General features: G+C 69.7%; 15 protein-coding genes. 10 read left to right on the top strand and 5 right to left on the bottom strand.

Annotation, left to right across the window (positions count from 1 at the left end; all coding sequences use genetic code 11):
* Positions 1-79: 79 nt before the first annotated feature.
* The gene (locus tag AAFN86_RS04760) at positions 80-988 is read right to left on the bottom strand and encodes an acetamidase/formamidase family protein (RefSeq protein ID WP_347542073.1); all 909 of its coding nucleotides are present in this window, start codon (positions 986-988) and stop codon (positions 80-82) included.
* A 277-nt stretch (positions 989-1,265) separates the two neighbouring features.
* On the opposite strand from AAFN86_RS04760, the gene AAFN86_RS04755 reads away from it, so the two are divergent.
* Positions 1,266-2,009, top strand: coding sequence for a DUF2786 domain-containing protein (locus tag AAFN86_RS04755; RefSeq protein WP_347542072.1), 744 nt, complete (start codon positions 1,266-1,268; stop codon positions 2,007-2,009).
* Positions 2,010-2,074: 65 nt separating this feature from the next.
* Positions 2,075-2,437, top strand: a complete 363-nt coding sequence (locus AAFN86_RS04750; RefSeq protein ID WP_347542071.1) for a hypothetical protein — start codon at positions 2,075-2,077, stop codon at positions 2,435-2,437.
* Between the two features lie 72 nt (positions 2,438-2,509).
* Here the strand turns inward: AAFN86_RS04750 and AAFN86_RS04745 are convergent, their stop codons facing one another.
* Together AAFN86_RS04745 and AAFN86_RS04740 are read right to left on the bottom strand one after the other, a co-directional pair.
* Positions 2,510-3,139: a fumarate hydratase C-terminal domain-containing protein gene (locus AAFN86_RS04745; protein WP_347542070.1), complete on the bottom strand. Its 630-nt coding sequence runs from the start codon at positions 3,137-3,139 to the stop codon at positions 2,510-2,512.
* Positions 3,136-4,005 (bottom strand): fumarate hydratase, encoded by an 870-nt coding sequence (locus AAFN86_RS04740; protein ID WP_347542069.1) that lies wholly within the window; start codon positions 4,003-4,005, stop codon positions 3,136-3,138. The genes AAFN86_RS04745 and AAFN86_RS04740 overlap by 4 nt, the downstream gene beginning before the upstream one ends.
* Positions 4,006-4,121: 116 nt before the next feature.
* Between AAFN86_RS04740 and AAFN86_RS04735 the strand changes: the two genes are divergently transcribed.
* From AAFN86_RS04735 to AAFN86_RS04700, 8 genes are read left to right on the top strand one after another with little or no spacing between them, the layout of a single operon-like run.
* Complete coding sequence (locus AAFN86_RS04735) at positions 4,122-4,733, top strand: glutathione S-transferase family protein (protein WP_347542068.1); 612 nt, start codon at positions 4,122-4,124, stop codon at positions 4,731-4,733.
* A gap of 2 nt (positions 4,734-4,735) precedes the next feature.
* Positions 4,736-5,941, top strand: coding sequence for a CaiB/BaiF CoA-transferase family protein (locus AAFN86_RS04730; RefSeq protein WP_347542067.1), 1,206 nt, complete (start codon positions 4,736-4,738; stop codon positions 5,939-5,941).
* 1 nt (position 5,942) lies between these two features.
* On the top strand, positions 5,943-6,536 hold the full coding sequence (locus AAFN86_RS04725) for a carboxymuconolactone decarboxylase family protein (protein ID WP_347542066.1): 594 nt from the start codon (positions 5,943-5,945) through the stop codon (positions 6,534-6,536).
* A gap of 33 nt (positions 6,537-6,569) precedes the next feature.
* The gene (locus AAFN86_RS04720) at positions 6,570-7,538 is read left to right on the top strand and encodes a tripartite tricarboxylate transporter substrate binding protein (protein ID WP_347542065.1); all 969 of its coding nucleotides are present in this window, start codon (positions 6,570-6,572) and stop codon (positions 7,536-7,538) included.
* Between the two features lie 5 nt (positions 7,539-7,543).
* Positions 7,544-8,506 (top strand): tripartite tricarboxylate transporter substrate binding protein, encoded by a 963-nt coding sequence (locus AAFN86_RS04715; RefSeq protein ID WP_347542064.1) that lies wholly within the window; start codon positions 7,544-7,546, stop codon positions 8,504-8,506.
* On the top strand, positions 8,503-9,471 hold the full coding sequence (locus AAFN86_RS04710; protein WP_347542063.1) for a tripartite tricarboxylate transporter substrate binding protein: 969 nt from the start codon (positions 8,503-8,505) through the stop codon (positions 9,469-9,471). The genes AAFN86_RS04715 and AAFN86_RS04710 overlap by 4 nt, the downstream gene beginning before the upstream one ends.
* Positions 9,468-10,394 (top strand): 2-hydroxyacid dehydrogenase, encoded by a 927-nt coding sequence (locus tag AAFN86_RS04705; protein WP_347542062.1) that lies wholly within the window; start codon positions 9,468-9,470, stop codon positions 10,392-10,394. Before AAFN86_RS04710 ends, AAFN86_RS04705 begins: the two co-directional genes overlap by 4 nt.
* Positions 10,395-10,403: 9 nt before the next feature.
* Positions 10,404-11,162 carry a GntR family transcriptional regulator gene (locus AAFN86_RS04700; protein WP_347542061.1) on the top strand — a complete coding sequence of 253 codons (759 nt, stop codon included), beginning with the start codon at positions 10,404-10,406 and terminating at the stop codon, positions 11,160-11,162.
* A 230-nt stretch (positions 11,163-11,392) separates the two neighbouring features.
* Here the strand turns inward: AAFN86_RS04700 and AAFN86_RS04695 are convergent, their stop codons facing one another.
* Positions 11,393-12,175: an alpha/beta hydrolase gene (locus AAFN86_RS04695; protein ID WP_347542060.1), complete on the bottom strand. Its 783-nt coding sequence runs from the start codon at positions 12,173-12,175 to the stop codon at positions 11,393-11,395.
* 77 nt (positions 12,176-12,252) lie between these two features.
* Positions 12,253-13,605 (bottom strand): FAD-binding oxidoreductase, encoded by a 1,353-nt coding sequence (locus tag AAFN86_RS04690; protein ID WP_347542059.1) that lies wholly within the window; start codon positions 13,603-13,605, stop codon positions 12,253-12,255.
* Positions 13,606-13,791: the final 186 nt, after the last annotated feature.

Below are 13,791 nucleotides of genomic sequence, written 5' to 3'. Positions count from 1 at the left end.
GGTGACGATACTCGAAAAAGCAAGGGCCGGAGCCGCTGCCTTGAGCGGCGGCGAACGGCAGCGGCTCCAGGTCGCGCGCCTACCGCTTCACCAGCCAGCGCTTGGCGATCCGGCAGACCACCGTGAAAGCGGGATTGAAGACGTTGCCCACGTCATAGCGAACGACCTGGCCCATCAGATGGCTCGCGGCGCGCGCGTCCAGGCCGTAATCCTCGCCCAGCCAGCGCGACATCTCGCTGGTGGCGTGCTGCAGCGCCTGGTCGAGCGGCCTGGCATTGCCGATGGTGAAGATGTCCTCGGCCGTCTCGCCCCGTGGCCAGGTGATGGTCCGCTTCAGGACATGGAAGGTCACCTCCATCTCGAAGGAGGTCTCGATGCCGGTGCCGGTGATCTCGCCATCACCCTGGCACGCATGGCCGTCGCCCAGATAGAACACCGCGCCGGGCACGGAGACCGGGAACCAGGCCGTCGTCCCCGGCGCGAACAGGCGATAGTCCATATTGCCGCCGTTCTGCGCGCTGGTCGCCGTGGAAAAGGCCTGCCCGCCGGCCGGCGCGACCCCGAAGCAGCCGATCATCGGCTGGATCGGCGGGGCGAAATCCTCAAGGCCCTTCTCCGGTTCCCGCAGCCGGACTGTCCCGGCGTTGGTGTCGATGGTCCAGACTGCGCGCTGTTGCGGTGGCCGATCGGCAATCGCGGCCGGGTCGAGCACGGTGAGGGCAAGGGGCGAGTAGGTCCATCCCGTCGCCCGGCTCGGCGTCAGCCGATCGATGCGGACGGCCAGCGTGTCGCCGGGTTCCGCCCCCTCGATGAAGAATGGACCGGTCATGGGATTCGGACGGCTGGCGACGGCAACCTCCCGCGCATCAAGGCCGGAGGCGTCGATCGTATCGGTCACCACCGTGTCGCCATCGGCGATGCGAAGGCAAGGCTCGGCGGTGCCGATGGCGTTGAAGTATCGCGTCGGATGAAAATGGTGCTTGGTCATCGGGTTCCCTGGGAAGTCGCTCCGCCGCATCTGATGCCGCGCCGTGCGCGCAGGCCAGAGCAGATCACAAAGGGGTGGCATCACCCGGCTGGACGATGCTGCCGGCGCGGTCTGAAGTCGAGCGTCATCCAACCCGGATGGCTGCTTCACCCGACGCGGGCGGATAGCCGGACATCAGCATGCGACCCGGTGCTTGCGCATGGATCGGGCCTCACCAAGATCACCGGCAGTCCTGCGGGACCGACCTTCACACCAGGATAGCGGGGCCAATGACGCCGTGAGCCAACAGACGGAACTGGACAAGGTCAAGACCCGCATTCGCGCCCTGGCCGCGCGTACCGTGGATCGCGGCTGCTCGGAGGCCGAAGCGCTCGCCGCGGCGCAGAAGGTCGGCGAATTGCTCGAGGTCTACGGCCTCACCATGTCCGAGGTGGAACTGCGGCAGGAGCGCTGCGTCCAGCGCCAGGTCGTGTTCACCGGCCCGCGCCTCCAGGCGATCGCCGCGATCTTCCTGTCGGTGATCGAGCTGACCGAAGCGAAGGGCTGGATGGTCGGGCGCACCACCTTCGTCTTCTACGGCCTCGAACCCGATGTGCTGATGGCGGAATACCTGCTGCACCTGATCGCGAGTGCGGTCGACCACGAGGAGGGCGCCTATCGCGCCAGCGCCGCCTATCGGCACAGCCGCGCAGCCCCGCAGAACCGCTTGCGCAGCTTCCGCTATGGCTTTGCCGAGCGTGTATCCAAGCGCATCGGGGAACTCGCGGCGCATCGGCGCGCCACCGAGGAGGCCGCCAGGATGCCGACATCCGCCGGCACCGCCCTTGTCCTGGTGAAGCAGCAGATCATTGCCGAGGGCTTCGGTGAACTCGGGATTCGCCTGCGGACGAGCTACACCACGCGAACCGTGCGGGACGGGGAGGCCTACCGGAAGGGGATGGAAGCCGGCGGGCGCGTCAGCCTCGATCGGCCGGTTGGCGCGGCCGCCGGCGCGCATTCGCTCCCTGGCCGCCCGCGATGACCAGTGCGCGGGACGAACGGCTCTACGCATGGGAGAATCGCGTCGTCGCGCCGCTCGACCGTTCGGTGGTGACGTTCGAGCGAATGCAGGGAATCGTGGACCACGTCTGGGCGACCGAGGGCCTTCGGTGGCCACCGCGCGTGCGCGCGCGCAAGGCGACCAGGGTGACGCTCGCAACCGGCAGCCGTTTGACGATCGAGGCGCCATCGACCCTGCCAAGCTGGATCCTGCTGCACGAGATCGCGCATGCGATGACCAGCACGGCCGATGGTCGGGGCGCAGGCCACGGTCCCGACTTCGTCGGCATCTACGTCCAGCTTCTGGTGCGGCATTGCCGCCTGGATCAGGCCATGCTGGCCGAAACGCTCGCGAATGACGGGATCACCTGGAATCCGGAGGCCACGCCCGCCTTCCTTGACGCGCGGTGACGGCGCGCAGGCTCCCGGTTGGCCGTTCGGCGCGGCACCCGCGGCACGCGGAGCCAGGCCGTCGGCAAGGGTTCAGCCCCCCGCCGCCGCACGGTCCTTCGCAAGCTGCGCGAGGATCGCCGGCATGCGGTCCTGCGCCTGGTCCTGCAGCGTTTCGAACAGGCTGTTGCCATGCGCGTCGATGCCGACCGTGAGCGGCCCCAGCCCCCGCACCGCCAGCCGCACCAGGCGGTAATGCGCGACCAGGTCGCTGTAGGCGACGTCGCGCACAGCCTCGATCGCCGCGGAATGCAGCGGGGCGCCGCCGCCGAGGAAGGAGAGGTAGACGCAGCCCACCTCCTTCATCGCTGCGACGCAGCCGGCATCCAGCCCGCCCTTCCCGCCCACCGCGGTCAACCCGAAATGGCGGATCAGCCCCGGCATCAGCCGATTGAAGCGCGTGCTTGTGGTGGGGTTCATGTACAGGATCTCGAGCCCGCCATCGGCGGTATCCTGGCTGTAGGATCCAAGATGCAGCAGGGACCCGCCATCCAGCGGAAATGGCGGATCGCGGCCTTCCTCGGCGCAGGCCACGAGGCGCTGCACGGTCGGCAGGCCGGCGGTGATGACGATCTCGCCATCGACCAGGATCATGTCGCCGGCGCGCAAGGACCGCGCATCCTCGCGCGACATCGGCATGCGGATGGTGCGGAACTCGCTCATTCGAACCGCTCCACGCTTCCATCGGCGTGCAGGCGCGCGCGCGTCCGGCGGTTGATCCAGCAGTTGAAGCAGACCGCGACCGGCGTGTAGCCGTGGCCGGAGGCGTAATCGACATGCACCGCCAGCGCGGTGGTGTCGCCCCCTGTTCCCATCGGCCCGAAGCCGGTCGCATTCACCGCGCGCAGCAGGCGTTCCTCCATCGCGGCCAGCACCGGCTCGTCGTTCACGCTGCCGACGCGGCGCATCGTCGCCTTGCTGGCGATGCGCGCCGCGACGTCGAAGGACCCGCCGATGCCCACGCCGATGATGACCGGCGGGCAGTGCTGCGACCCCGCCTGCATCACCACCTTCATCACATAGGCTTCGATTTCCGCCAGCGTAGGAAAGGAGAATGTCTCGAGCGCCGCCCAGCGCCCCGACCCCAGCGCCTTGGGCTGGCACAGGATTTCCACCCAATCCGCGCCGCCGGCGACATCCCAGGTCACCAGGGGCATGTCGCGCCCCTTGTAGCCACGTTCATTGGTCAGCGGATTGGTCACATGCTTGAGCAGCGGGGGGCTGATGCGCCCCACCAGATCGTCGAAGCCGTCGGAGATCGCCGCCTTGATGTCGCCGTCCAGCCGCGCAGCGCTGCCGATGGTCACATGATAGACCGGCACGCCGGCATCGGAGCAGACGAAGCGATCCTCCTCCTCCGCCTTCTGTGCGCTGCCGAGCATCATGCGCAGCACCTTGCGCGCGCCGTCCTGGCTTTCGGTCTCGAGCGCGCGACGCAGACCGTCCTTGGTGTCCGCCGGCACCGCCCGCAGCGACCAATCGTACAGATTTGCGGATAGCGCCTTCACCGCGTCATAGGTGATGGGCATGCCCTGGCCGTTCCTTGTCCCTTCGCGCGGGGGCTTGCCGCCGCCCGGCGCTTCCGCAAAGATCATACAACTGACCTAACGACACAAGAGGGAGGGGCGCCAAGCCCGCATTGTCGATGATGAAGCTGCATTGGTCCCCGCGCTCCCCCTATGTGCGCAAGGTGATGATCGCCGCGCATGAACTCGGCCTCGCCGACCGCCTCCAGACGGTGCGCACCGTCGTCGCGATGGACAAGCCGGTACCCGAGCTGATGATCGAGAATCCGCTCAGCAAGATCCCGACGCTGGTCACCGAGGATGGCACGATCCTCTACGACAGCGTCGTCATCATGGAGTATTTCGACAGTCTGGTCGGTGGCGGGAAGCTGATCCCCGCTTCCGGCCCTGCGCGCTTCATCGAGCTGCGGCGCCATGCGCTGGCGAACGGCTTCCTCGACGTGCTGATCTATTGGCGCACGGAACGCGCCCGCGAGGTGCCGCTGCCGTCGATGCTGCACACCTACCAGACGAAGCTCGATGCCATCCTGCCGGCGCTCGAAGCCGAGATCGACGCCATCGCGCAGACGCCCGTTGGCATCGCCCAGATCACCCTTGCCGTCGCCGGCGACTACATGGATTTCCGCTTCCCCGACCTCGGCTGGCGCGACCGCGCGCCACGTTTCTCCGCATGGCAGGCGGCATTCCGCGAGCGGCCGTCCATGCTCGCGACACCCGTGGTCGAAGGCTGACCATGGCCGGCCCCCTGTCGCATCTGCGTGTGCTCGACCTCGGCCGCATCATGGCGGCTCCCTGGGCGACGCAGATCCTCGCCGATCTCGGCGCCGAGGTGATCAAGATCGAACGCCCCGGCGCCGGCGACGACACGCGCGGCTGGGGCCCGCCCTTCCTGAAGGATCGCGACGGCAACCCGACGAAGGATGCCGGCTATTTTCTCTCGGTGAACCGGGGCAAGCGGTCGGTCACGCTCGACATCACCAAGCCCGCGGGACAGGCGATCGCGAAGCGCCTCGCGCAGGATTGCGACATCGTCATCGAGAACTTCAAGGTCGGCGCACTGAAGCGCTATGGCCTCGATGCCGCGTCGATGCGCGCCATCAAGCCGTCGCTGATCTATTGCTCCGTCACCGGTTTCGGGCAGGACGGGCCGCGGGCCGAGCAGGCCGCCTACGACTTCATGATCCAGGCCATGTGCGGGCTGATGAGCCTGACCGGGGAAGCGGAAGGCGCCCCGCAGAAGGTCGGCGTGCCGATCGTCGACCTGATGACAGGGATGTATGCCGCGGTCGCCGTGCTTGCCGCCGTGGCGCGGCGGGCCGAGACCGGGGAGGGCGAGACGATCGACCTTGCCATGCTCGATGTCGGCACCGGCATCCTGGCGAATCAGGCGATGAACTACCTGGTCGGTGGACGCGTGCCGCATCGCGCCGGCAACCGCCACCCGAACATCCAGCCGCAGGATGTCTTCCCGGCGAAGGATGGGCAGATCGTCCTCGCCGTCGGCAATGACGGGCAGTTCGCCAAATTGTGCGAAGCAATCGACCGGCCGGACTGGGCGAAGGACGCGCGGTTCATGCGCAATGCCGACCGCGTGCGCCACAACGGTGATCTCACGCCGCTGCTCGCCACCCGTTTCCTCGACTTCACCCGGGCGGAGCTGACGGCCCGGCTCGATGCCGCCGGCGTGCCCTGCGGCCCCATAAACACCGTGCCCGATGTCTTCGCCGATCCGCAGGTGATCCATCGCGGCATACTCAGCCGTCGGCGGCATCCGGCCGGCGAGGTGCCGATGGTCGCGAACCCGATCCGCATGGCCGAGGCCGGCACCCGCAGCGATGGCGTGCCGCCGCTGCTCGGCCAGGATACGGACTCCGTGCTGGATTCGATCGGCATCGGCGCGGCGGAACGCGCGGCCCTGGCCGCTGAAGGAGTCATCTGACATGTCCCGCATCCCCCTGCCCGCGATGCGCGAGGACCTGGTGGACGACGCCCAGCGTGCGGTCTGGGACAGTGTCGTCTCCGGCCCGCGCGGGCGCGTCATCGGCCCGCTGCGGGCTGCGATCCACGCGCCGGTGCTCGCCGGCGCATGGTCATCCCTGGGGGAGGCACTGCGCTTCGGCACCTCGCTCGGCAAGCGGCTGTCGGAACTCGCCATCATCGTCACGGGGCGACGCTGGTCGGCCCAGGTCGAATGGTTCGTCCACGCCCAGGCGGCGGCCGATGCCGGCCTCGAAGCCGAAACCATCACGGCGATCCGCGATGGCCAGCCGCCACGCTTCACCCAGCCGGACGATGCGCTGGTCTACGACTACGCCCGATTGCTGCTGCGCGACGGCAATGTCCCTGCCGACCTGCATGCGCGCGTGACGGCGCGCTTCGGCGTCAAGGGTGTCGTCGAACTCACCGCCCTGGTCGGCTACTACTCGATGGTCGCGATGACGCTGAACGCCCATGAGGTCCCGCTGCCGGATGGCGCCACCCCGCCGCTTGCTGCGCCGCCGCGGGGATTGTTCGAACAGCCGCCACCGACCTAGCGGCACTACCAACAAGAACGGGAGGAAACCACCATGATCCGCAGAAGGACCGCATTGTCAGCCCTGGCGCTGCCCGCGCTCATCGGGCGCGCACAGGCCCAGGCGTTCCCCGACCAGCCCGTGCGGTTGATCGTGCCCTTCGCCGCTGGAGGTCCGGCCGACCTGATCGCGCGCACCATCGGGCGCGTCATGGGCGAACGGCTCGGCAAGCCCGTCATCATCGAGGCGCGCGCCGGCGCCGGCGGACTGATCGGCGTCGACTACGTCGCCAAGGCGCGGCCCGATGGCCACACGCTGGTGCTGGCGAGCAGCGGTGGCATGGTCATCCTGCCGCACCTACAGCCCAACATGCCCTACGATCCGCGCACCGACCTTTCGCCGATCACGCAGGTGCTGGCGGTGCCGCAGATCATCTCCATCGCGCCGGGTCTCGGCCCCCGCAACCTTGCCGAGCTGGTGGCGATGGCGAAGGCCCGCCCCGGGGAGCTGGCCTACGGATCGGCGGGCATCGGATCCTCGCTGCACCTGGCGGGTGAGCTGTTCAAGCTGCGCGCCGGCATCGACATCACGCATATCCCGTTCCGCGGCGCGGCGCCGGCGGTGACGGAACTGCTCGCCGGACGCATCCAGATCGTCCTGGCCGACGTTCCTGCGCTGATCGGCCAGGTGCGCGGCGGGCAGTTGCCGGCGCTCGCCATCACGTCGCCGCAGCGCCTCGCCATCCTGCCCGACCTGCCGACCGCCGAGGAAGCCGGCGTGCCCGGCCTGGTCAGCGAGACCTGGTACGGCGTGCTCGGCCCGGCGCACCTGCCGGCGGACCGCGTCGCCATCCTGTCCGCGGCGTTGCAGGCCGCTTTGCAGGACCCCGAGACACGCCGCGTGCTGCTCGACCAGGGTGGCCGCATCGTCGCCAGCAACCCGGATGAATTCGCGAGTTTCATCCGCTCCGCCTACACCTCCTGGGGCGAGGTCGTGCGCGCCACCGGCATGCGTCTGGAATAGGGCTGATGGACCGAAGAACCCTCCTTGCCGCCGCGGGCATCCTCGCGGCGGGTCCGGCGGCGGCACAGGCCTGGCGGCCGCCGCGGCCGATGCGCATCGTGGTGCCCCTGGCACCCGGCGGCACCGCCGACACCATCGCGCGCATCATCGCCGATCCGACGGCGGCGATCCTCGGCCAGCCCATGCTGATCGAGAACCGCCCCGGTGGTAATGGGTCGATCGCCGCGATCGGCGTGGCGCGCGGGCCGGCCGACGGGCTTTCGCTGCTGTATTGCTCGCCGTCGATCCAGATCCTCAATCCGCTGATGATGCGCAACATCCCCTACGATGCGGCGGCGGATTTCACGCCCGTCATCGCGCTGATGCGCGCGCCGAAGATCCTGGTGGTGCGGCCGGACTTCCCGGCCCGCAGCGTCGAGGAACTGATCGCGCTGGCGAAGTCCCGCCCCGGCGGGATCTCCTATGCCAGCGCGGGTATCGGTTCGTCCGCGCATCTCGCCGGCGCGCTGTTCGCGCAGCTGGCGGGAATCGAGATGCTGCACGTGCCCTATCGCGGCACTGCGCCCGGCGTGCAGGACCTGATGGGCGGGCGGGTGGACATGATCCTCGACACCGCGGCGGCGCTGCTGCCGCTGGTACGCGAAGGCCGGCTGCGCGCGCTCGCCGTCAGCACGGCCGAACCCGCGCGCGGCGCACCGGACCTGCCGACCATCGCGGCGACCTTGCCCGGCTTCAACGACGCGTCCTTCAACTACCTGATCGCCGCCGCGCGCACGCCGCCGGAAGCGATCAGCGCCATCAACGGCGCGATCAACGAGGTTCTCGCCAGCCCCACCACGCGCGAGCGCTTCGAGGCGTTGGGCGCCGAGCCGATCGGCGGATCGCCCGAACAGCTTGCCACCATGGTGCAGGAGGAGATCGCGCGCTGGCGCGCCGTCATCACCGCGCAGAGGATCACCATCGAATGAGACTGTCCCGTCGCGCCCTGCTTGCATCACCGGCCGCACTCGCAGCGCCGGCGCTGGCGCTGGCGCAATCCTTCCCGAGCCGGCCGATCCGCCTGGTGGTCCCCTTCGCGGCGGGCGGTTCCGCCGATGCCAGCGCGCGCATGCTGGGCGACCCGCTCGGCGCCGCGCTCGGCCAGCCCGTGATCATCGAGAACCGACCCGGCGGTGGTGCCACGGTTGGCGCGCTCGTCGTCGCGCGATCCCCGGCGGATGGGCACACGCTGCTGTATGGCACGCCGGGACCGCAGATCATCAATCCGCATCTGATGCGCTCCCTACCCTATGATCCGGTGCGCGATTTCGCGCCGGTATCGGGCTACAAGCGCGCGCCGAACCTGCTCGCGGTGAATGCCGCGCTGCCGGCACAGGACGTCGCCGGGCTGATCGCACTGGCCAAGGCCCAGCCGGGGCGGCTGACTTTTGCATCGTCGGGCATCGGTTCCTCCTCGCACCTCGCGGGAGAGATGCTGAAGTTCATGGCGCAGATCGACATCACCCATGTGCCGTATCGCGGCACGGGGCCCGCGACGACGGACCTGATCGCCGGCACCGTCAGCATGGCGCTCGACACGCTGTCCATCCTGCTGCCGCCGGCACGGGCCGGGAACCTCCGCGCGCTGGCCGTCACCACGCCGCAGCGTTCGCCGCTGGCGCCCGACCTGCCGGCACTGGCCGAGAAGCTGCCCGGCTTCGATGCCGCGCCGTTCAACTACATCTCGGCACCCGCCGGTACGCCCGCGCCGGTGATCGCGCGGCTGAACGGCGTGATCGTCGCCATCCTCAGCGACCCCGCCTATCGCGCGCGCATGGAAGCGCTGGGGGAAGAAGCGACACCCTCCACACCCGAAGAACTCGCCGCCACCATCGCCGCCGAATCCGCGCGTTGGAAGCAGGTGATCGAAGCCGCCGGGATCCGCGCCGAATGACCGAATCCATCCTGCTGCTCTCCCCCATCCCGGCCGATCTGCGCGCCGCGCTGACGCAGCGCTTCACCCTGGTCGAGGACAAGCCCGGGGAAGCCCCTCGCCCGGGCCCGCGCATCGCCGTCACCATGGCGATCCATGGCGCGAACGACGCGCAATTCGCGCGCCTGCCCGACCTGCGCCTGGTGGTCAGCCAAGGCACTGGGCTCGAACGTGTGGACCTGCCCGCGGCGGCAAGGCGCGGCATCGCCGTCGCCTACACCCCCGACGTGATGACCGAGGACGTGGCCGATGCCGCCATCGGCCTGATGTATGCCGCCGCGCGCCGTGTCGCCGAGGCCGACCGCTTCGTCCGCGCCGGCCGCTGGGCGAAGGAACGCATGGGCCTTGGCCTCAGCCTGCATCGCAAGGCCGCCGGCATCGTCGGGCTGGGCAAGATCGGCCAGGCCATCGCCCGGCGCTGCGCGGGTCTCGGCATGGATGTCGCCTGGACCGGGCCGCGGCCGAAGCCGGACCAGCCCTGGCCGTTCATCCCCGACATCCGCGCGCTGGCGGAACGGTCGGACGTGCTGATCCTCGCCACGCCGGGCGGGGCGGACACCGATCGTCTCGTAGATGCCGCGGTGCTGGCGGCGCTCGGTCCGCGCGGCGTGCTGGTGAACATCGCGCGCGGGTCGGTGGTGGATGAGGAAGCGCTGATCGCCGCGTTGCAGGCCGGCGGCATCGCCGGTGCCGGGCTCGACGTCTTTGCGAAGGAGCCGGGGCTCGATCCTCGCTTCCTCGGGCTCGACAACGTGGTACTCGCGCCGCATTCGGCGTCGCTCACCGTCGAGACGCGCGCCGCGCTGATCGCGCGCATCCTGTCGGACATCGAGGCGTTCCGCGACGGCCGGCCATTCCTGGACGCGGCGGCTGGCGCCGTGTAGCGACCGCCCATGCCCCCTGTCGCCCCGGCGCCACGCACGGCCATCGACCTGAATCGCAGCGCCGTCGCGCGCTACATCCAATTGGCGACGCTGTTCCGTCGCAGGATCGAACAGGGCGCCTGGCGGCTGGATCAGCGCATCCCGACGGTCGATGAACTCGCCGCCGAATGCGGCGTGGCGCGGGCGACGATCCGCCAGGCGCTCGATCTGCTGGAGCAGGATGGGCTGATCGAACGCTTCCGCGCCAAGGGGACTTTCGTGCGCGGCGCGCCGAGCGCCAATCGCCTCTGGTGCGATGTCGAGACCGACTGGTCCGGCCTGCTGCGGTCGCGCGAGGGTGCGGAGATCGAGATCCTCAGCGACCGGCCCGGCCAGCCCGCCGCCGCCCTGCCGCCGGTCGAGATCGGCCGCCCGGCGGCGCTCTATCGCCACATTCGTCGACGCCACTGGCGCGATGGCCAGCCCTTCCTGCTTGCCGATGTCTATCTGAACGAACGCCTGTCGCCCAAGGTGACCGACGAAGCGCTGCGCAGCCGCACGGCGCTGAAGCTGGTCGCCGGCATCCCCGGCGTGCGCATCGCCGATGCACGGCAGACGCTGACGATCGGCAGTGCGGATGTAGAGGCGGCCGCGGCGCTGCACCTGCCGCTGAACGCGCCGGTCGCGCTGGTGCGGCGCGCCGCGGTGGATCCGCGTGGCGTGCTGCTGTTGGTGGCGGACGGGATCTATCGCGGCGACGTGGTGCGGATCGATATCAAGCTGCGGTGACGAAAGGCGCTTTGCCCCTTTCATCGCCTTGGCGGCCGTGCCGCCAAGCCTCATCAAAGGCTTAAGGCCCCTGGTAACCTCGACCTGGTGTCGGGTGCATCGGATGCGCCTCATGCCGGTGCACGCCGGCCGAACCGCAGTGCATGGCGCCAAGTTCCCGCGGTCCAGGGGCCCGCTGGCCCCTGGCGGGGTGGCTTGGAGGGGCAGCGCCCCTCCAACCTTTCCGAGTTCTACGCCGCCCAAAGCCCCCGCGCATACGCGATCAACGCCTTCGCCACCGCGTCCGGCTGTTCCGGCAACAGCGCATGCCCGGCGCGTTCCACCACCACCCGCTGCGCCATCGGCCCCAGCGCGGCCTTCAGTTCCACCTCGCTCGGCGGCGCCGCGATCGCATCCTCCGCCGCCGCCAGGTACAGCAGCGGCTTATGGTCGGCGACGCGCAGCCAGGACGTGTCCGTGGTTGCCTCCCGCGCGCGGCGCTGGGCGCGGGCGACCTCGGTGTGCCAACCAGGCAGCCAGACGCTCGCATCATTGCCCGGCGCGAAGTAGCCGCGTTGTAGGTGCGCCAGGCGCACATCGTCGGGCAACGAGGTGTCGAAACTGCCGGCGATGGCCGCGCTGATCTCCGGAACGACCGTCGTGCCGGTCACGGCGGCGAGCATCGCCACGCCCTGCACCAGGCCCGGGTGCAGATGCGCCGTGATGCGGGCCACCCAATTGCCGGCGGCATGGCCAGCGACCAGCGCGGTCTGCACGCCGTCATCTTCCATCGCCGCGATCACGTCGCGTGCCATGTCGAACAAGGTGGCACCCTCACGCAACGGCGCCGAACGGCCGATGCCGCGCGGTTCGGGCCGGATCAGCCGCAGTCCGGCGGCGATCAGCGCCGGTGCGATGCCGTCGAAATCCTCCTGCCCGCGGCCAAGGGATGGCAACAGCACGACCGGATGCCCCACGCCTTCGACGAAGACCTCAAGCGGTCCCGCGGGCAGGTCGAGCAGGCGTGTTGTCATCGGCGGTCCTCCATTTGCACGCAGTCAACTTGCACGTAGTCAACACGGCGGGCGCGGAAGGCGCCAGCGGCCGCGCTTCAGATTCCGCTCGGCGAGCGGATCGGGCTGCCGTCGAAAAAGCGCTTCAGCGCGAAGGGCGCGGCATCCACGACCGGCGGCGCGCCGGTGGCAAGGTCCGCCGCCAGCCGCCCGGCGCCCAGGCCGATGCCGAAGCCATGCCCGCTGAACCCCGCGGCGACGACCAGGCCCGGCACGGCCTCGACCGGGGAGATCACCGGCACCGCATCGGGCGTCGAATCGATCCATCCGGCCCAGATCCGCGCGGCGCGGATGCCGGCGAGCTCAGGATAGGTGGCGACGATCTCGCGCAGCGCGGGCTCGACGATGCTTGTCTTCGGCTTGGGGTCCAGCACGCGGATGCGTTCGAAGACCGTGGGGCGATCGAAGGACCAGGCGCCGTGCCAGGCATCGGGACCTTCGAAGAAGGACCGGCCGAGGCGCAGTTCCACCATCTTCCAGTTCTTGCGCAGGCTGGGCAGGAACTGGCGGGCATAGCGGATGCCCGCCGGCGTCAGTTCCAGCCTGCCGCGCGCCCGGGCGGCGACGATGTAGCCACCATCCAGCCGCGGCGTGAGGATGAAGTCGGGCGTGAACAATCCGCCCGGCGAAACCTGCTTCGCCGGAGTGGTCGCGAAGACGGTCGAATGCACCGAGGATTGCGGCATGTCCGCACCGTGCCGGCGCAGGAACATCGACGCCCAGGCACCGCCGGCGAGGATCGCCGCGTTGCAGCGGATCAGCCCCTTCTCGGTGAAGACGCCGGACAGGCGCCCACCGGTGATATCCAGACCGCGCACCGCGCAGTTCTGATGCAGCGTCGCACCCTGCGCGCGGGCCGCCTTGGCCAGCGCCGGCGCGGCCATGGCCGGTTCGGCACGGCCGTCGCGCGGGGAGACGACGCCGCCGATCCAATCCTGTTCGTTGCCGGGCGTCAGGCGCTTCGCCTCGGCGCCATCGATCATGCGCAACGGCACCTGATAGGCCCGCGCCATGTCGGCCCAGCCTTGCCACGACGCCAGTTGCTGCGGGTCCTTGGTGACATAGACAAGGCCATTGCGCCGGAAGCCCAGATCGGCGCCGATCTCGCCCGGCAGGCGGTCCCACAATTCGTGACTGTGCTGCATGAGCGGGATTTCGCGCTCGTCGCGATTGAGCAGGCGGCACCAACCCCAGTTGCGGCTCGACTGCTCGCCGGCGACGACGCCTTTTTCCACCAGCGCGACGGAATGCCCGGCCTTGGCCAATGCGTAGGCCGCGGCGACACCGACGATGCCGGCGCCGATCACCACGATGTCCGCGGCCGCCGGCAGCGCCGCATCGCCATCCACGCTGTCGAGCAGCCGCGTCGCGGCCAAGGTCCGGTCGGTCATGCACACTGTCTTCGCCGCGCCTGCCGACGCTGTCCAGACCCGGCGTGGGCCCGAATTGGTGGGTTGCGCCGATCCGCCGCCGGGGGAAGCATGCGGGCATGTCGGATCGCAGCAGCCATGCGGCACGCAACGTGCATCGACCGAGCCTCGCCGGATTGAAGACCGAGCGGTCGATGCGCCACCCGG

The sequence above is a fragment of the Roseomonas sp. CAU 1739 genome, assembly GCF_039839775.1.
Classification (GTDB): Bacteria; Pseudomonadota; Alphaproteobacteria; order Acetobacterales; family Acetobacteraceae; genus Neoroseomonas.
The sequence above is the reverse complement of the archived record's forward strand: the minus strand, read 5'-3'. Positions and strand labels throughout refer to the sequence as shown.

Excerpts from the sequence above, each read along its gene's own strand:
- AAFN86_RS04735 (WP_347542068.1), top strand. The coding sequence starts at position 4,122 with ATGATGAAGCTGCATTGGTCCCCGCGCTCCCCCTATGTGCGCAAGGTG.
- AAFN86_RS04740 (WP_347542069.1), bottom strand. The coding sequence starts at position 4,005 with ATGCCCATCACCTATGACGCGGTGAAGGCGCTATCCGCAAATCTGTAC.
- AAFN86_RS04760 (WP_347542073.1), bottom strand. The coding sequence starts at position 988 with ATGACCAAGCACCATTTTCATCCGACGCGATACTTCAACGCCATCGGC.
- AAFN86_RS04720 (WP_347542065.1), top strand. The coding sequence starts at position 6,570 with ATGATCCGCAGAAGGACCGCATTGTCAGCCCTGGCGCTGCCCGCGCTC.
- AAFN86_RS04705 (WP_347542062.1), top strand. The coding sequence starts at position 9,468 with ATGACCGAATCCATCCTGCTGCTCTCCCCCATCCCGGCCGATCTGCGC.
- AAFN86_RS04710 (WP_347542063.1), top strand. The coding sequence starts at position 8,503 with ATGAGACTGTCCCGTCGCGCCCTGCTTGCATCACCGGCCGCACTCGCA.
- AAFN86_RS04730 (WP_347542067.1), top strand. The coding sequence starts at position 4,736 with ATGGCCGGCCCCCTGTCGCATCTGCGTGTGCTCGACCTCGGCCGCATC.
- AAFN86_RS04715 (WP_347542064.1), top strand. The coding sequence starts at position 7,544 with ATGGACCGAAGAACCCTCCTTGCCGCCGCGGGCATCCTCGCGGCGGGT.
- AAFN86_RS04695 (WP_347542060.1), bottom strand. The coding sequence starts at position 12,175 with ATGACAACACGCCTGCTCGACCTGCCCGCGGGACCGCTTGAGGTCTTC.
- AAFN86_RS04725 (WP_347542066.1), top strand. The coding sequence starts at position 5,943 with ATGTCCCGCATCCCCCTGCCCGCGATGCGCGAGGACCTGGTGGACGAC.
- AAFN86_RS04690 (WP_347542059.1), bottom strand. The coding sequence starts at position 13,605 with ATGACCGACCGGACCTTGGCCGCGACGCGGCTGCTCGACAGCGTGGAT.
- AAFN86_RS04745 (WP_347542070.1), bottom strand. The coding sequence starts at position 3,139 with ATGAGCGAGTTCCGCACCATCCGCATGCCGATGTCGCGCGAGGATGCG.
- AAFN86_RS04700 (WP_347542061.1), top strand. The coding sequence starts at position 10,404 with ATGCCCCCTGTCGCCCCGGCGCCACGCACGGCCATCGACCTGAATCGC.